The sequence below is a fragment of the Clostridium bornimense genome (genome assembly GCF_000577895.1).
In the GTDB taxonomy this organism is placed as follows: Bacteria; Bacillota; Clostridia; order Clostridiales; family Clostridiaceae; genus Clostridium_AN; species Clostridium_AN bornimense.
Map to the genome: position 1 here is coordinate 205,980 of NZ_HG917869.1, position 17,368 is coordinate 223,347.

The window sequence follows — 17,368 nt, forward strand, 5'->3', positions numbered from 1 at the left end:
AAAAAATGTATTGAGGTATTACTAATGGATAATATATTAGATTTAAATGGTAAAAGAATTGAAGAAATAGAAAGAGAAGCATATAACAAATTTATGGCTGTGAAAATAGATGAAGATAGATACATATTTCCGGCTAACATTGTGAACACTGAAGCTATAGATGCTAATTTTAAAAAATCAGATCTTTTTAACGATTTAGCACTAGTTAAAAAAGTAAAAAGCATGGACTTTTCTAAAAGTAATTCTGTAATTATAACATGTGCAGATAAATATGAAGATGGAACTAATGTTGTGGAATTGGTAGACACAAAAGAAATTGATAACGATGATTTGGAAGATAATATATATCGCGTAGAAGTTAAAGCAGATATGAATACTAATGATGGTAGACAAGATTTTATAGAATTGTTAGCATACTTTAACAGAGATAGGGATATAGTATTTCAATTTTTCATCTGCTATGATTTGGAGCAAATAAAAGAATTGTTAGAAGATGGAAGGTGGGAAAATGGGAGGGGATAAAAAGAAAAATAATTAAGATTTATTCTTTTTAATTAGTATTGTGTCGCATTTCATACAATAAATCTTACCAATAACAGGCTGAAAATGCCTGTTATTTTCTTTTTGTCTAGTACTTTTTCCATTTTGACAAAAGATTATATTTAGATTTCTTGTTTCTTTCATAGAATTCTTCTTAATATAAAAATTAAAAGTTACGTGACGTAAGATTTTTTTTAACTTATGTGCGAGAAAAAGTTTTAATATCATATTAGTTAACATAATCTTATTTATGAAATGTAAACTAATTATATTCTTTAAGAAATATTCTAAAGGTCGTAAATCTAGCAATTCATTTTTTGAGCTTAAAACAATATTTAAGAAGACTTAATTTATATATTAAAAGTAATATTTCTGTATGATATAATATCATTAAATTTACAGATAAATAGAAATACTTATATATACGTTAAATAGTATTGGAGGTGAAAAAATGACAAAGAAACACGACTATGATGCTGCTTGGAAAACCATATTAGAAGCTTTTGAAGAAGAAATAGTAGAGCTTTTATTTCCTGAAATATATAATAAAATAAATTGGGAAATTAAAAGTGAAGCATTAGATAATGAACTTTTAGAAATTCAAAAGGAAATTTTCAGTAAGGAAGAAGCTGAAAAGATAATATCTGATAAAATTATAAAAGTAACAATGAAGGATAATGACAGCAAGATACTATTTATTCATGTAGAGGTACAAAGTTATAGTAGTAATGAAAATATATTTGCTGAAAGAATGTTTAGGTATTTCTATAGAATTTGGGACAAATTTAGATATAAGTACAAAGATAAATCTGATATTGTAGGTTCTGCAATATATACTTATAAAGGTTCTGCTGGTAAGGATAAAGGATATGTATATAAGATTCCAGATCTAGATGATGATATTTTAGTATATAATTTTAGAACAATGGATGTAGAAGAATTAGATTTAAATAATATTAATGATGATAATCCATTAAAACTAGTTTTCAAAATTGCAAAAAGGCTATTATATACTGATGCAAATGATAATGATATATTCTTAGCAAAGGTAGAATTATTTAATGAGCTAGTTAATTACAATAAGGTAAAAACAATAGATCAAAGAAAAGCATTAACATATTTTTTAGAATATTTATTTTTAATACAAGATGACAATTTATCTGATAAGTTTAAGGAAATTAAGGATAGTGCAGGAGGTGTTATTAAAATGGGTATTGATGAGATAAGAGAAAAATATTTAGAAGAAAAGGGTAGGGTAGAAGGAAAAGAAGAAGGTAGAGAAGAAGGTATTAATCTTACTAAAAAAGTCTTTAAGCTTGCTAATAAAGGTGAATCTATAAGTAACATTGCAAAGATATGTGAAATATCTGAAGAAAAGGTAAAAGAAATATTAGAATAAAATTAATTATTATATTAATTATGCAACTTAGTAATATTAGGGAAAAAGACAATAATAAAACTATATAAGATAAAAATCCTTTGTTAAATTTTGTGATCAAAATGTATCGAAGGATTTTTTATGATAACGAACCCCTATATATGAGGGAAATAGGATCGTTCAGAATGTATTATTAAAAAAGTTGATTATTATTTTGATATAGATGGTAATCCTGTAGGAAAAGGATCAAATGTATCACATATAGTTATAGAGAATTGAGGTATGAACAAAATGAAAATTAACGAGCTGATTAATAAATATTATTTTCATGATAGTTTAGTGACTAATATAAGTTCTGGTAACAATGAAGTAAAGATAAATATTGAATTATGTAATTGGAAACAAAAAGGATACTTAAAAAATGAGCCAGAAATGAAAGAAATTGAAGTAATTTTTAAAGATGTATCGTGTTGTAAATTTGATTTTATTGAGGGAAATATTGATTATGATACAATACTTGAGGTTAGTTATTCAGGAGAAAATAATGAAAAAATAAAGTTCGTTTTAGAAGATGAACATAATATTAAAATATTGGAGTTTTACTCAAAAAATGTAGATATTAATGAACTTTAGGTATTTAACGATTTTTTACTATATTATAAAAAGTAGTCTTCTTTAATTTTGTAAGCTCCATAGCATTTACAGCTGTTATCTCACCAGCTTTCCATCTTCCTACTACTTTATCAAAGTTTTCAGGTAGCTGTATCTTTGGTCTACCGTACCTATCCCATTCACCTCGTGTTTTCATTGATTCAATTACTTCCCTTTATCATTTCTACTTCTGCTTGTGTCATTGTTGCATAAAGTTCAATAAGCATATATTTATGACTATATAATGGCATTGTCATATAAGTATGACACCATGCATTATTAAATTTTACAAGTCGCAATATAAAATATTGCTTCAGTTGTAAAATATTGTATAATAAATAAAGAAACTTTATTTAAATTATATATAGTTAATATAAAAAATTAATAAACTTATAACATGTAAGGAGATATAAGATGAAAAAAATTTTTATAAATTGGATTTTGCCTATAATAGCGGCTCTTGTTTTAAGTACTATCATAAATAAATATGTATTTATGATAGCTACTGTTCCTAGTTCATCTATGAGACCAACGATAATGGAAGGTGATAGGTTACTTGTGACGAGGACACATAATCCAGAAAAGTTAAAAACAGGCGACATTGTTGTTTTTGATTTTAAAGAAGAAAATGAGAAATTTGTAAAAAGGCTTATTGGAACACCAGGAGATACAGTAGAGATTTTTGAGGATGGTAGTGTTAAAGTTAATGGTAAATTATTAGATGACTCATATATATATGAAAGAGAGTATGTTACTGATGTGTATCAAAAATATGAAGTACCAGAAGATTCATATTTCTTTTTAGGCGATAATAGAAATATTTCTAAGGACTCTAGAAAGTGGGAAACAAGTCCATATATAAAAGGTGAAGATATAGAAGGTAAAGCACAATTTATAGTATATCCTTTTAATAGAATTGGAAAATTAAAATCTATTTCTTATTTAAATTAATAGTTATCAATATTACAGTTTTATTGATATTATATTCTTAATATGAAAGTATATAATTGAATATAAATTACACTAGGGAGAAAAAAGTATGAAATCTAATTTAAAGAAGTTATTAAGTAAATTTGGAATTATATTTTTTACATCATTTATTATATCTTTTTAAGCATTCAAATATTTGATAAAAAATATACATTTACTATAGTAGAAGGAAGTATATATTAATAATACATATAAAGTGCTGTTAGCAGTTCTTAGATCATAACTCTAATCTTCTTATCTTTAAAAACATCAGATTTTTTTAGTTGTACTTAATCATAATCGTATATTCTCCAACTTCATAATAGTTTGCACACCATATATTTCCCCAAGTGAATTCATAACCCTTTTTATTATCTGATAAATGTATAATATTGCCTGTGGATTTTAAGTTTTTGAATAACCAATTTATTAATGAATTAACTTCGGTGTTAATTCTATCTTTGTTCCAAGACTTCCAATGTAAATCATCTTCCTCTAGGTGCTTCCATATATCTATACTTTTAATTTTTTTATCTTCAAATTTAAATTTCATATGAAGATTTTTTATAAAAACATTTCAAATGTATAACCACATTCACAGAAATTTAATGGAAGTCTTCTTCCATAATAACGTGTGTCTTTAATTGTTATTGTTTTAAACTTATCTTCATTTTTATATTTTAAATATATATTTTTATCAAGACGAAAATTTTTTAATACATTAACCCTAAAGAAATCTCTTTGTTAAATATATTTTTATCAAGAATTATAGCAGCTATATACATAAAAATCCTCCTTATAATTTATGTGATATAATAACATTATCCAATAAAGGATATAATTGGATAATGGGAAGTTAACGTTGGAACTAACTATCTTAAAAAGCGAAGAAGGATCTAAAGTAGATTGGGCATTATTTAAAGTTGAATCAAAAGCAACATATATATAAAGATACAGGAAATTTTTCAGATAGAGTTGAAAGTGCCTCATAATTATATTTTTAATACTAATCTTTTATCAAAGGTGGACATAAATATAAAGAATTTTTCGGATGCCCGCAAAGTGCGTATGTATACAATAATGTACAAAAATTCGATATATTTTTAGTGGTTCAAGAAAGTATACATTTTAAAATGAATGATTTTTTAATTAACTCTTAGGTAGAATTTACATTTTTGATATAATATATGTGTATTTGTTTATTAATAGAGGGGGGCTATGTTAATGGGTGCAATTGCTCTTACATTTCCATTTATGGTTATTGATTATATATATGTAGTAATAGCTTTTATTTTATGGCTTAAGAATCTATTTATTGATTATAAAAGGAATGGCTCATCTCTAGAATTGTATGAAGAACAACTAAAAAAAGCTGGTATTCTTTGTTGTATTTGGATTTCTGGAATTAATATACCTTATTTTGTTTGTATGAAAATACATAACAATCAACTTAATTTGTTAACACTTCTTTTTATTATTTTCTGTAGTATTTTTCTAATTAAATCTATAAAAAATCCACAACGTATGTTTATAAATCATATATTGTTTATCATAGCTTTTATTACAGAAATTTATATTATAATAAGATACATGCCATTATTTAATGTCAGTCTAAAAGATCTTATATTTACAATAAAATTAAATCTACCAATAATAATAATACCTATTAGCTATATCGTATCAAATGGTTACAATAAAAAGTATTTTCTAAAATATTCTTTATTGTATTTTGTAATTGCTATTTTAATAGCAATTACTGATATATTTTTTTTACCTTAAAATTAAATATAATTGTTTTATATCAAAATTAAGTGATATTATCATAAAAAAATGCTGTTACAAAACTAAAAAATTAGTTTTGTAACAGCATCAATAGCATTTATATTAAATCAATGGTTTTTAATATATTCTTCTAATTTACGTATATCAGTTATGGCAAAAACACTATCAAAAGTATAGTTAACAGCATCATATTTATAATTAGGAGTAGTATTCTGATTTATAAAGTATTTTTCAATAACTACATATTCTCTATGATAGTTAAGATCTTTATCAAATGGATAATTACTATCATATATTTCTAAATAGTATATGTTAGGATTTTCTCTATCTTGTAACAGTCTTTGTGCAACAACTGAATGTGCTGTTAATTCAAATTTTAATGAATCCTCCTTATGGTGGAACAGAAGAAAAAGCTATATAAATGAATTTCCCAACAGAGCTTCAAACAAGTGAAACAGCAGATTTATTTGTGACATTAATTCTTTATAGATTAAAGAAAAACGGTAAAGTAGGAATAATCCTTCCTGATAACTTTTTATTTGGTACAGAAAATAGTCAAAAAATTCTTAAAGAAAGACTACTTACAGAATGTACGCTTACTGTAGACGAGTTAAAAGCATTAAAAGAGTTACTTAATAATATGGATATATAGAAATAAGAATGTACGTCACGTACATTCTTATTTCTATATTATGGTATTTGAATCGAAATTCATATATACTTAGAATGTAATTACTTTATTATATACTAAGAAAACTATTTAAAGGATATGTGCTGAGGAGGTAATAGTAATATGTTTGCATTTATTTTAATGTTATTTGGGATAATATCTATATCTATTTATGCTGCAATAGCATCAAGCACATTGATTATAAAATCGCTACGAGAATACCTTAAGAAAGAATATACAGAAACTTTTTTTAAAGAAATAATAAAGAAAATTGGAATAATAAATTGTTCTTGGATAATGTCATGTAACTTTTTGGGGTTATTTCTTGAAGCATCAAAAAAAATAGATGGTACAGATAATTACTTATTGTTATTAGCTTTTTTTAATATAATTATATATTTTATTATAAGATATTATATAAAGAAAACAAAGAAATCTATAGTTGAGGATATATTTTTTACTATAATAATTCTTTTGGTTATTTATTCTACAATTATATGTTATGCCGGATCAACATTCAGATTGCAGGACTTCTTTATTTTTTTACCCACTATAAATATTATATTAGTATACATTCTAACTAAATTTAAATATATAAATAGAAAAATTAAAACAGTATTAATGATATTATTATCAATATTATTTTTACTTTTTACAATAATAATACTACTATTTTTGTTTCTATTATTAATACATTAATATCTATTTCATAAACGAAAGTTGCCTAATAATATTAATTATTAGGCAACTAGTTTATCAACTAACAATATTAGTAATTTTTAATATACTCTTCTAAGTTTCTTACATTAGTAATCCCAAACATATAATCAAAATTATAATCTACCGCATCATATTTATAACATGGACGATTTTCATTTTCATGATATTTTTCAATAGTCACATAACTAATATCATATCCAAGTACAGAATTATATGGGGAATTACTATCATATATCTCTAAGTAATACATATTAGGATTTTTCTTATCTTGAAGCAACCTTTGAGCTACAACAGAATGCGAAGCTTCTAGATTTCAAAAGTTAAATTTTTGAGGTCCTTCCTTAAGATATTTTATTAGATCATTAATTTGAAAATTCATATTCTTCAGATGTATATGCAGAGCAACTATCTAATTTATTTACATCTAAATAGTAATCTTCATACTCATCATACTTTCCATATTTACTTTCTTTTCTAATATATGAAGGAATTTATTTATTTTTTAAAGAAGATCATTTGAGAATGAATAGATGATATAAGTACATTACTTATGTTAAAAAAATAACCTCAGCATATTTGCTTGAGGTTATCTTTGATAATCTTATAAATATATTAAATAGATAATATCTTTTTAAGAATTTCTTTACTATGTATAATGTTTAATAATTCATCTTCAGTCTTAATAATATCATTTCTTGTTTTAAAATATTTATTAATTTTCTTAGCAATTGCTTTAAAATCTTCATCGATAGAGGAGATAAAATCCAATATACTTTTTCCTTCATACACTGCAAATAGATATAAAGCTACAATGTATTTTACATCATATAATATGGAATCTTCTATCCAGTAATCAATATTAGATATATCAACTTTCTTTTCCATAAGTTTTGTATAAAAATCTAAGCCATCTTCAGTAGATTCCCAAAAGTCTACGTATATATAGTCAAATTGGCTTAGAAAGTCTTCTCTGTAATAGTCAAAAGCATCACCATGAATAATTTTAAGTTTCTTATCAATTTTAAACTGTGGTCTTATATAAGTATCAAATAAATTAATAATATCTTTATTAAACTCAACTATAGTTACACTTTCAACTTCATCTTTAAGGAGCCAAAGGTAAGGGAGAACTCCTATTCCAAGACCCATAGTAAGACATTTCCCATGACCCTTATCAATGCCATCTCTCATACTCTCTATTTCACTAACAGCTGGAGACATCCAAACTTTATCATCTTCTTTTAATGCCGGTAAATCAACATCTGTTTCAAAATGTCCTATAGGATGATAGTGGAACAGGTATTTCCCTAGGGGATTATGAAAGTTCATACTCATCAAAGTTCTTTTTTTAATAGTTGTTTTCTCATATCTAACATTACCAAAATGAACATTCTCAAGTTTAATATTTTTATAGTAGGGATTATCAGTGAGAATTTTAGAGTCATATTTCAAATTGTTATATGGAATATTATATTTTTTTAATATATGCATTAATTCTTTTTCATTTTCTGTGCTAAGGAATTTCTCATTATAATCAAGAATAGATGAAAGATATTCATTGACCTCAAACATTGATAGTAAGAGGTTTTTCATTGATAAATCTATTTCTTTATTTTTTTCAAATGTAATCATAAAGTTCCTCCATAAAAAAGAAACACATGTAGTGCTTGTACCGTAATCAGATTTACGTGCAAAGCACTACATGTGTCGTTTCTAGTTAAGTTCTTATTTAATTCTTTATTAAATATACAATATTATTTTACAGAAAGTCAACTAATAACTGTATATTTTTAGATAAATATAACAAGTGTGTTGTTTATAGTAATTGTAGGTGGTAAAATTTTCATATAGGTAATAAAAATATAAGTTATATTAATAGTTAAAGTAGAAGAAATAGGGGGAAATATTAATAATGGAAAAATTTAAGGTGAATAATAGAGAATACACAGTTGATAGATTATTGGGTAAGGGAAAAGGTGGATATTCTTATTTAGTTTATGATGAAAAAAACTTTTTTGTATTGAAACAAATACATCATGAACCTTGTGAATATTATAATTTTGGAAATAAGCTTCAAGCAGAATTGACTGATTATGAGAAACTTAAAAAAATAGGAATAAGGATGCCTAAAATGCTAGATGTAGATATGGAAAATGAAAGAATTTTAAAGGAGTATATAGAAGGTGAAACGATTTATGAATTGGTACTAAATGACAAAATGGAAAACGCTTATATAGATCAGATGAAGAATATGTGCAAATTATTGTATGCAGCTAATACTAATATTGATTATTTTCCAACTAATTTTGTAGTAAATCAAGAGAAAATGTTTTATATAGATTATGAGTGTAATAATTATATGGAGGAGTGGAATTTTGAAAACTGGGGAGTGAAATATTGGTCAAAGACACCGGAATTTTTAAAATATGTTGAAGAACATTCATAAAAAGATGATATTTTGATAATGTAAGAAGAATGAGAATAAAATGCAATAATGAACATTTGAGGAGAGTATAATGAACTAGTGTTTTAATAGACCCAAGTTTGTAGAAAGGGGTTAGATAAAATGGGCAAATATTATTTATTTAGTGATTTTAGTGAAGAAAATGGGTTTTCATTAGTAGCTGATGATTTTAAGAAAGATATTAAAAATTATAATCAGATTGTCTTTATTGCATCATGCCCAACAGCTAGTGAAGTAACTGATAAATACGTAGAAAAGTATTTGGAGTGGTTTGAAAGAATTGGTATACATTTTAATAGTAAAGTTGTATTAGATAATCGTATAAATTCTGAAAAGATGATTGATGCAATTAATAATGCATCATTAATTTATTTAATGGGTGGCACAACACCTTTACAAATGAAATTTCTATTAGACAATCAATTAGTTAATGCGATACGTAATGTAGATTGCTTAATAATGGGATTAAGTGCTGGAGCAATAAATATGGCTGAAATCTCAATTTTGACAATGACGTGTGGTCATGATAAACAAGAAATTTATAAAGGTGTAGGAATTGTTGATAAAAGTGTAGAGCCACATTTTACATTAGATAATTATACTGATGAATTAAAAAAGTTATCATATGATTATTCTATTTATGCAATGTGTGATGAAAGTGCTATTATAATTCGTGATAATCAATGTGTTTATTATGGGGATATATATTTTCTAAAGGATGGTAATGTTAAAAAGTTGTAGTAATGAAATTTCTATGAAGTAACATGAAATAAATTACTATAGAATTAAGAACTTAAAAAAGAAAAAACTTTAGTGATTAATATTGAATAAGTAAATTAGAATTGGAACGTTATGTGAGGAAAATTATATGATGATTACAATAAGAAAAGCTAATAAAGAAGATGCAAAGAAATTAAAAGAAGTTTCTGATAAAGCATTTTTATCCGATTATGTAAAATATGGAGAATGCCCAGGGTATGGACAAACCATTGAGAAAATTTGTACAACAATAGTTGATCCGAAAAGAGATGTATTTGCAATTTTATGTGATGGTGAAGTAGTCGGTAAGATTAGTGTAGTGAAAGAAAATAGAGAAAGAAATTATTTAGGATGTCTTTGTATAATTCCAGAATACGAAAATCTAGGGATAGGTCAGAAAGCTATGCGATATATAGAAAACTACTACAAATGTATTAAAAGTTGGTATTTGGTAACGCCAGCAGATAAATTAAGAAATCATTATTTTTATAAAAAATGTGGTTATAGTATTACTGGTAAACAAATGGATGGCAAAGTTGAAGTTGTAACATTTGAAAAAATAATAAAATAGATTAAATTACACAATGGAGATAAGATAAAGTGGAAAGATTAAAATTACAAAGAATAAATAAGGAACTCGTTGATAAATGTGTAGATTTATATATAGAAACCTTTTCTAAGGAACCTTGGAATGATGTTTACGAATCTAGAGAGCAAGTAGTTAAATTATTTAATAATCATTTAAATAATAATTATTTTGTAGGTTATGTAGCTATGTTAGATGAGAAAGTAGTAGCTTTAAGTATTGGTATGAAGAAACCTTGGATAGAAGGATTTGAGTATTACATAGATGAATTCTGCGTCAGCTATGAAATGCAAGGTAAAGGTATAGGAAGTTGGTTTATAAAAGCAATAGAGGAAGACATTAAACATAGAGAAATGGATGGAATGATATTAAATACTGAAAAAGATTATCCATCTAGGAAGTTTTACGAGAAAAATGGTTTTAAGATGCTTGGAGATTTAGTTGTTCTTGGAAAATAAAAATTATTGTGGTGCAATGAGACCTCGTATTCAAGCATTATCAACAAGAGCGTATGAAAATATGGTTGGTGTAATAATGGCAAATCCACCAGAAGAAAATGCTGGATGTTCCTGCGCATTTTCTCCAATATGTTGGGATGAAGATGGAAATTGTGTTGATAATACAATATTCATCGGTGATGAGTTAACATCAAAAATATATTATGCAGAATTTGATTTAGAACGACTTCGTAAATATAGAAGTTCTGAAATGATGGGTAATACTTTTAGGAAGGTGAAGGCCTATTCAGAATTGCTTAATCCAGAAATAAAGGCACCGTTTATACGAGATTAACTATGGATAAAATAATAGTAATCTAGAGTTAAGAGAGGTGGTTAATAAATGATTGGTGATACCGTTACAGTGATAGTTGATAGAGAACTTGGAACATATCATCCAAAACATCGTGATATTTATTATCCTATTAATTATGGGTATATTGAAGGTATAATCGCACCAGATGGTGAGGAACAAGATGCATATATTTTAGGAGTAACAGAACCAGTACAACAATTTACAGGAGAAGTAATCGCTATTATTCATAGGAAAAATGATATCGAAGATAAGTGGGTAGTAGCTCCGAAAGGCATGAAATTTACAGTTGATGAAATAAAAAATCAAGTGTATTTTCAGGAAAAATATTTTGATTTTGAAATTATTATATAGTAGGAATAAGATGTACAATTTTTGCTGGTGTTAATGGTGTAGGTAAAACATCAATATATAAATCTATTTATTATAATGAAAATAAAGATGAAAAGAGAATAAATATAAATGAAGCCGATAATGTTCCGCTTTGGGCAAAAATAATATTGTAATGATAGTTAGTGAAATATATTAAATTTTACTAACTATTTTTTATTAAGAGGATATTGATGATTAAGTTTTATCTTGTCAAATAATGATTTTGCTTACAGATATATTTCATGGGTAGAGGATATGCATAAGAAACTCCTCGGTATGTAGAATTTTTAAAATCTAAAGAATCTTTTTTATGTTTTAATATAAAAACATAGTAAGAATAATAAATCGTTTACAAAGTATGGTATAATTAAAAAAATAAGGATTGAAAGCGATAAAACTATTTTAAAATTCAACAGACTGTTCTGTTTCTAATTTTGAGGAGGAAATCTATGATTGAAGTATTATTTGATGAAAGTGCAGCTGCAACTATGAAAATGGTAAAAAAAGAAGGTATTATAAACGGTGATAGAGAAAAAGTGATTTGTCTTGCATTGATGTTAGATATTGGCGATATTAGAAAAAGTATAGATAGCCAGTATAGAAGAAATCTGATCTATGAAATGTATACACAAGATAATTATGATAATAGTCCAGAAACATTGAAAGGACTAAAGAAAATTGGAAGTATATATGCTAATGAACAGAAGAGGTTTATGGAGTATGTATCAAAAGGAGAGCAAATCCGAATATGGTATAGTAATGCACCATATTCAATCTGTGGTTTTTATTATGTATGCAATTTATTAAGAGATATCTCTAATGAAATTTTTGCAGTTAAGTTACCTGATTATACCAAAGAAAATGAGAATACAGTTATAGAATATAAAAGATGGGGAGAAGTTCCATTGGAGAAGTTTGATATATTTCTTAAATATGAGAAGAAGATATCTAAAATAGAAAAGAAGGTATTTAGCAACTATTGGCTAGAACTTAAAAATGACAATAGTCCTTTGAGAGCAGTAGTAAATGGTCAATTGATAGGAGTACCGGAAGATTTTTATGATTATTTAATTTATAAAAGCCTCTCAAAAAGGGCTATGAAAGAAATTAGACTAATTGGTGATATTCTTGGACAGTATCGTTTAGGAATTAGTGATTGGTGGTATGCATCAAGGATTGATAAAATGATAAAAGATAATAAGATTAAAATAGTGGAAGATTCAGATAGAAAATATACAAGAATTATAAGTATAGTTAGGTGATTTGTTTGTTATTTTAGAAACAAAGAGATTATAACTAAGAAAAATATGACTAATTACTTACTTGATGATTAAAGAAATGGGGAACAGAAATGAAAATAATATTTCTAGATATTGATGGTGTATTGAACTCTGAACTTTGGAATAAAGACAACGAAATGGAAATTAGCAAAGGTAAATTTATTGATTCGGAAAAGGTTAGACTCTTATCTAAAATTATTAATGAAACAAAAGCTAAGATTGTTTTACATTCTGGTTGGAGATTTTGGTTTGATGGCAATATAATGCCATTAAGAAAAGAAGCAGAATATATTGTAGAAGTATTTAAGAATTATGATTTAAATATATATGATAAAACACCAGATTTGACAACTGTTGAAATTAGAAAATCTAAAAAATTTAGTATGGTAAAGGCACAAGAAATTTTATTATGGTTAGACCAACATGATAATATTGAAAAATACGTAATTCTTGATGATTTAGATTTAAATAATAAGGGAATTGAAATGTTTCAGATAAAGACAGATGGAGTTAGAGGCTTAACAAAAGAAAATGTGGAAGAGGCTATACGAATGCTTAACTATTATGACATCTAGGGTTAATAGTACATTTTGATGGAGGAATTAATTACTTTAGGGTATATGTCTTATGGAAAGATCATTTATAGATAGTACAATTAAGGAATATTTGGCAGAACAGTTTTTTTGTCATTTATCAGTATTAGATCAGGATAATATTATCTTTACTATAAATAGTTTAAGTAAATTACCATTTATTAAAATTATGGCATTTAATAAATGTGTAATTATAAATACGTCTGAATCTATACATTTAAAAGTCAAGTCAGCATTGATTGGCAAAAATAGAGATGAGATATTTGAGTTTCCATTTATATATGGACAAACAATACATTATATACCCGATGTTAAAAAGATTCAAAGATTATCACTACCCGATGGGTATTCATATGAATTATTACAAGGAAATGATATTTATAAATTAAGAGGTATTAGTGGGTTTGATAATTCTCTAGTTTTTGATTGCGACGGTAATACATCAACAAAGATGTTTTTCTGGCTAAAAAATGTGATGAAATTATTGGATTAGCAAGTGCAGCAGTGGAGACAGAAAAGCTGTGGGAAATAGGAATAGATGTGAAATCTGGATATCGTAACAATGGGCTAGGAACAAAATTAGTTTCTAACTTAACAGTAGATATTATTAAACAAGGTATTGTTCCTTTTTACTCTGCTTCAGTGACTAATCTTGGTTCTCAGATGGTTGCTAATCGTAGTGGTTATATACCATATTGGATTGATACATATGGTAATATACTTGATGGTAGTTCTCCTTATAATACTTTTGTTAATAATTTAGAATTATAGAATAGATTATTAGTATAAATTATTAGTATAAATTAATTTATACGTCACGTACATTTTAGAAGATGCGATTGTTATATTAGTTATTTTATGAATGAAATAGCAAAAAAGAAATGAAGGGAAAATAAAAAAATATAATTAATAAGTTGACTTCTTGATGTTATAATGAAATAAATAGAGATAATAATTAAAATATAAGATGTATAGTAATTATTTTAGCAATATAAAATATGTAGTTTATGTATAGATTAGGATATAAGAACAATTTTTCATAAGATAAATAGTTAGGAGGCGAGTACCAGAATGGATGATTTCAAAGCAAAGGACATTCAATTTTTTACTAATTTCAAAAAAGTTAAATTTAAAAGCTATAATGCAAAAAATTGTAGCCTTTCACAGAATGAAATGATAAAAATTATTGAAGGTTATAAATTCAGACCGTTTAATGATAGAGTAGCATATTTAGAAGTATATACATCTAATAAGATAGAGGGAAATACATTAACGAAAGGTCAGACTAAGGCGATTCTGGAGGGAATAGCTCAAGATGCTGATTTAAGGTCTCAGACAGAAGTTATACAATTAAATAGAGCAATAAGGGATAATTTTTCTATCAAAGATGACTTAAGTATGAAACTTATTTTGGACATTCATAAGGATATTACATTTAATACATTAGAAAATAGTAATTGGGAAGGTAAAATCAGAAACGAACAAGTATATATTTCCAACAGTTCCATAGTGCCTCCGAGTCCAGATAAAGTTATAGAACAATTCAATGACGCTATTGATAGGTTCAATAATAGTGATAGAGAATTAATAGATATTTTAAAGTTTAAGCTAGATTTTGTTAGGATACACCCGTTTATGGATGGTAATGGAAGATTATCAAGACTTATAATGAACGGCCTTTTAACTGCTAAGGGATATCCTAGAATAATTATTAGAAATCAAGACAAAGGTTTCTATTATGATGCTATAGAATCATCTTTAAGAGTTGGAAGATACGATGCATGGCTTAAGTTTATGTTAACATATATGAAGTTTATGTGCGAATTAGAGGATATGTTTCTGGGAGATATAGAGTAGAAAGAATTTGAAATTAATATAGTGCAATTATAAGAACTGATTTTAATGTATATGATATAACTTTTTATATTCACATGAAATCCTTCTTATGGTCATAGAGTTGTCACAAAAGATTGATATATTATAAGTGTAGTTAATAATAGTAGTTAGTTTTTTCAAATTATTTCCCTTTTTATTTGTAAAAAGAATGGTATGCTGTAACCATTCTTTTTTTGTTTAGGTAAAAGGAAACTTTGGATAAAGAGTTCTTGAAGTTTATAAGTATAGGATTCATGTAAAGAAATAGTAGAGATTAGGTAGGAATCGGTACGGTAGCTGGTAAGAGACATACAAACTGCATAGAAAATATTGTATAATATAGATGTGATATACAAATACTATTTAGTAAATTAAAAGGTATATAAGAATTCGTAGAGGGGGTATATATAATGGGTGAGTTATCAAAGTTACCTAATATAGGTAAAGAAGTAGAACGTCAATTGAATGAAGTCGGTATAAATACATATGAGGAGTTGAAAGAGTTAGGAGCTGAAAAGGCATGGCTTAAAATACAGGAAATTGATGAATCAGCTTGTATAAATAGATTACTAGCATTAGAAGGAGCTTTGAATGGTATTAAAAAAAGTCAACTAAGTGATAAACGGAAGGCAGAATTAAAAGAATTTTATAATTTGCATAAGAAGTATTAGATAAATGAGATTACATGTATAGTTATAACATTTATATTTAAAGGAGTGTGTGTTATGGAAATATGGGATGCATATAACAAGGATGGATCATTGGCAGGAATTGATTTAATTCGTGGAAAGGAAATCCCAAAAGGATTATATCATGGAGTAGCAGAGGTATTTGTTTCACACATTGATGGTAGTGTACTACTTATGCAGAGAGATTTAAATAAGCCTAATTCTCCAGGACTTTTTGAAAGTGGAGCTGGTGGTAGCCTTTTGAAAGGAGAGTCATTCTTAGAAGGGGCAATTCGTGAATTAAAAGAAGAGACAGGGATTAATTGTACTGAGATGAGGGAAATATATTATGTTATAACAGATAATACAATTTATACTGGATTTATGTGTAAAGTTGATATAGATAAAAGCAGTATTGTTTTACAGGAAGGTGAAACTATTGCTTATAGATGGGTATCGAAGAAGGAGTTTTTAGATTTCTATAAAACAGATTTATTTGTACCTGGTTTAAGAAATAGATTAAGTAATTTTATTGATAATTATTTAAATGTATAATGCGAGACTGAGGATTTAGTTAAGATTTTATAGCGTGAGCTAGATAAATTTTAATTTAGGAGTGAAGTATATGATTACCACTAGAAGATTAGTATTAAAACCTTATAGTGAAAGAGATCAAGAGGACATGATTGAATTATTAACTAACGAGAAAATTAAGGAAACATTTATAATTCCTGACTTTAATACGAGGGATGAAGCTGTATCTATGTTTAAGAAACTACAAGAGTATTCTCTTTCAGAGAACCATTATGAGCTTGGAATTTATAAGGATCAACATTTAATTGGATTTATCAATGATGTTGATATGGATGATGTTAAAATTGAGATAGGTTATGTTATTCATCCTGATTTTCATAATAAAGGATATGCAACAGAAGCACTAGCTGCAGTAATTGAGGATTTATTTAAAAAAGGATTCTGTGAGGTAATAACAGGGGCTTTTATAAGTAACAAGGCAAGTTGTCGTGTAATGGAAAAATGCGGAATGGAACGAATAGATAAAGAAGAAGATATGTTTTATCACGATAAGTTACATCATTGCATTTACTACTCAATAAAGAAAACTAAATAAATTTATATGAGGATGCTATAGAGAAATTGGAATAGTGTATATATGAAAAGATGATAGTATAAAGTTTGCTATGAAAAAATAATATATAATATGTAAAAAGCCTTTGATAACAATTTGTGAGA

At 26.2% G+C, this 17,368-nt stretch carries 26 protein-coding genes and 1 pseudogene; 22 read left to right on the top strand and 5 right to left on the bottom strand.

The features are described 5' to 3' along the window. Window positions 1-24: 24 nt before the first annotated feature. A complete protein-coding gene (locus CM240_RS14295; RefSeq protein WP_044040182.1) occupies window positions 25-522 on the top strand; it encodes a hypothetical protein in 498 nt (165 codons plus the stop codon). A gap of 12 nt (window positions 523-534) precedes the next feature. Here CM240_RS14295 and CM240_RS17630 read toward each other — a convergent pair whose 3' ends face one another. Then, on the bottom strand, window positions 535-684 hold the full coding sequence (locus CM240_RS17630; RefSeq protein ID WP_156930605.1) for a hypothetical protein: 150 nt from the start codon (window positions 682-684) through the stop codon (window positions 535-537). A 307-nt stretch (window positions 685-991) separates the two neighbouring features. Here CM240_RS17630 and CM240_RS14300 point away from each other — a divergent pair, with 307 nt between their 5' ends. Next, window positions 992-1,939 carry an Rpn family recombination-promoting nuclease/putative transposase gene (locus tag CM240_RS14300; RefSeq protein ID WP_044040183.1) on the top strand — a complete coding sequence of 316 codons (948 nt, stop codon included), beginning with the start codon at window positions 992-994 and terminating at the stop codon, window positions 1,937-1,939. 261 nt (window positions 1,940-2,200) lie between these two features. Beyond that, window positions 2,201-2,551, top strand: a complete 351-nt coding sequence (locus CM240_RS14305; RefSeq protein WP_197537951.1) for a hypothetical protein — start codon at window positions 2,201-2,203, stop codon at window positions 2,549-2,551. A gap of 4 nt (window positions 2,552-2,555) precedes the next feature. Here the strand turns inward: CM240_RS14305 and CM240_RS17635 are convergent, their stop codons facing one another. Next, entirely contained in the window at window positions 2,556-2,726 is a 171-nt protein-coding gene (locus CM240_RS17635) for a hypothetical protein (protein WP_156930607.1), read from the bottom strand. A 257-nt stretch (window positions 2,727-2,983) separates the two neighbouring features. Between CM240_RS17635 and lepB the strand changes: the two genes are divergently transcribed. Beyond that, on the top strand, window positions 2,984-3,520 hold the full coding sequence (lepB, locus tag CM240_RS14310; protein WP_044040185.1) for a signal peptidase I: 537 nt from the start codon (window positions 2,984-2,986) through the stop codon (window positions 3,518-3,520). A 298-nt stretch (window positions 3,521-3,818) separates the two neighbouring features. Here the strand turns inward: lepB and CM240_RS14315 are convergent, their stop codons facing one another. Beyond that, entirely contained in the window at window positions 3,819-4,091 is a 273-nt protein-coding gene (locus CM240_RS14315) for a hypothetical protein (RefSeq protein WP_044040186.1), read from the bottom strand. Window positions 4,092-4,762: 671 nt separating this feature from the next. Here CM240_RS14315 and CM240_RS14320 point away from each other — a divergent pair. From CM240_RS14320 to CM240_RS14330, 3 genes are all read left to right on the top strand, one after another. Next, on the top strand, window positions 4,763-5,317 hold the full coding sequence (locus CM240_RS14320) for a hypothetical protein (protein ID WP_044040187.1): 555 nt from the start codon (window positions 4,763-4,765) through the stop codon (window positions 5,315-5,317). 424 nt (window positions 5,318-5,741) lie between these two features. Further along, a complete protein-coding gene (locus tag CM240_RS14325; RefSeq protein ID WP_044040188.1) occupies window positions 5,742-5,972 on the top strand; it encodes an N-6 DNA methylase in 231 nt (76 codons plus the stop codon). 141 nt (window positions 5,973-6,113) lie between these two features. Then, the gene (locus CM240_RS14330; protein ID WP_044040189.1) at window positions 6,114-6,689 is read left to right on the top strand and encodes a hypothetical protein; all 576 of its coding nucleotides are present in this window, start codon (window positions 6,114-6,116) and stop codon (window positions 6,687-6,689) included. Window positions 6,690-6,759: 70 nt separating this feature from the next. Here the strand turns inward: CM240_RS14330 and CM240_RS14335 are convergent, their stop codons facing one another. Both CM240_RS14335 and CM240_RS14340 read right to left on the bottom strand, forming a co-directional pair. Next, a complete protein-coding gene (locus CM240_RS14335; protein ID WP_156930610.1) occupies window positions 6,760-6,987 on the bottom strand; it encodes a hypothetical protein in 228 nt (75 codons plus the stop codon). A gap of 335 nt (window positions 6,988-7,322) precedes the next feature. After that, entirely contained in the window at window positions 7,323-8,342 is a 1,020-nt protein-coding gene (locus CM240_RS14340; RefSeq protein WP_044040191.1) for a hypothetical protein, read from the bottom strand. A gap of 280 nt (window positions 8,343-8,622) precedes the next feature. Here CM240_RS14340 and CM240_RS14345 point away from each other — a divergent pair, with 280 nt between their 5' ends. The 15 genes and pseudogenes from CM240_RS14345 (at window position 8,623) to CM240_RS14405 (ending at window position 17,246) form a co-directional block, all read left to right on the top strand. After that, window positions 8,623-9,156 carry a BUD32 family EKC/KEOPS complex subunit gene (locus CM240_RS14345; RefSeq protein ID WP_044040192.1) on the top strand — a complete coding sequence of 178 codons (534 nt, stop codon included), beginning with the start codon at window positions 8,623-8,625 and terminating at the stop codon, window positions 9,154-9,156. Window positions 9,157-9,276: 120 nt separating this feature from the next. After that, entirely contained in the window at window positions 9,277-9,915 is a 639-nt protein-coding gene (locus CM240_RS14350; protein WP_044040193.1) for a Type 1 glutamine amidotransferase-like domain-containing protein, read from the top strand. Window positions 9,916-10,042: 127 nt separating this feature from the next. Further along, window positions 10,043-10,504 (top strand): GNAT family N-acetyltransferase, encoded by a 462-nt coding sequence (locus CM240_RS14355; protein WP_044040194.1) that lies wholly within the window; start codon window positions 10,043-10,045, stop codon window positions 10,502-10,504. Window positions 10,505-10,533: 29 nt separating this feature from the next. Continuing rightward, on the top strand, window positions 10,534-10,977 hold the full coding sequence (locus CM240_RS14360; protein WP_044040195.1) for a GNAT family N-acetyltransferase: 444 nt from the start codon (window positions 10,534-10,536) through the stop codon (window positions 10,975-10,977). Further along, on the top strand, window positions 10,967-11,311 hold the full coding sequence (locus CM240_RS14365) for a carbon-nitrogen hydrolase family protein (RefSeq protein WP_044040196.1): 345 nt from the start codon (window positions 10,967-10,969) through the stop codon (window positions 11,309-11,311). Before CM240_RS14360 ends, CM240_RS14365 begins: the two co-directional genes overlap by 11 nt. 48 nt (window positions 11,312-11,359) lie before the next feature. After that, window positions 11,360-11,683 carry an inorganic pyrophosphatase gene (locus CM240_RS14370; RefSeq protein WP_044040197.1) on the top strand — a complete coding sequence of 108 codons (324 nt, stop codon included), beginning with the start codon at window positions 11,360-11,362 and terminating at the stop codon, window positions 11,681-11,683. Window positions 11,684-11,688: 5 nt separating this feature from the next. Then, a pseudogene (locus CM240_RS18035) lies at window positions 11,689-11,796 on the top strand (ATPase); the annotation flags it as partial. Between the two features lie 354 nt (window positions 11,797-12,150). Continuing rightward, on the top strand, window positions 12,151-12,963 hold the full coding sequence (locus tag CM240_RS14375) for a DUF1835 domain-containing protein (protein ID WP_044040198.1): 813 nt from the start codon (window positions 12,151-12,153) through the stop codon (window positions 12,961-12,963). A gap of 89 nt (window positions 12,964-13,052) precedes the next feature. After that, the gene (locus CM240_RS14380; RefSeq protein WP_044040199.1) at window positions 13,053-13,556 is read left to right on the top strand and encodes an HAD domain-containing protein; all 504 of its coding nucleotides are present in this window, start codon (window positions 13,053-13,055) and stop codon (window positions 13,554-13,556) included. Window positions 13,557-13,608: 52 nt separating this feature from the next. Further along, window positions 13,609-14,067, top strand: a complete 459-nt coding sequence (locus CM240_RS18040) for a hypothetical protein (protein WP_242838517.1) — start codon at window positions 13,609-13,611, stop codon at window positions 14,065-14,067. 11 nt (window positions 14,068-14,078) lie between these two features. Beyond that, window positions 14,079-14,345: a GNAT family N-acetyltransferase gene (locus CM240_RS18045; RefSeq protein ID WP_242838518.1), complete on the top strand. Its 267-nt coding sequence runs from the start codon at window positions 14,079-14,081 to the stop codon at window positions 14,343-14,345. 300 nt (window positions 14,346-14,645) lie between these two features. Next, on the top strand, window positions 14,646-15,431 hold the full coding sequence (locus tag CM240_RS14390; protein ID WP_044040200.1) for a Fic family protein: 786 nt from the start codon (window positions 14,646-14,648) through the stop codon (window positions 15,429-15,431). Between the two features lie 428 nt (window positions 15,432-15,859). Continuing rightward, entirely contained in the window at window positions 15,860-16,120 is a 261-nt protein-coding gene (locus CM240_RS14395; protein ID WP_044040201.1) for a TfoX/Sxy family protein, read from the top strand. Window positions 16,121-16,174: 54 nt separating this feature from the next. After that, on the top strand, window positions 16,175-16,672 hold the full coding sequence (locus tag CM240_RS14400; RefSeq protein ID WP_044040202.1) for an NUDIX hydrolase: 498 nt from the start codon (window positions 16,175-16,177) through the stop codon (window positions 16,670-16,672). Window positions 16,673-16,742: 70 nt separating this feature from the next. Then, complete coding sequence (locus tag CM240_RS14405) at window positions 16,743-17,246, top strand: GNAT family N-acetyltransferase (RefSeq protein WP_044040203.1); 504 nt, start codon at window positions 16,743-16,745, stop codon at window positions 17,244-17,246. The last annotated feature ends 122 nt before the right edge of the window (window positions 17,247-17,368 follow it).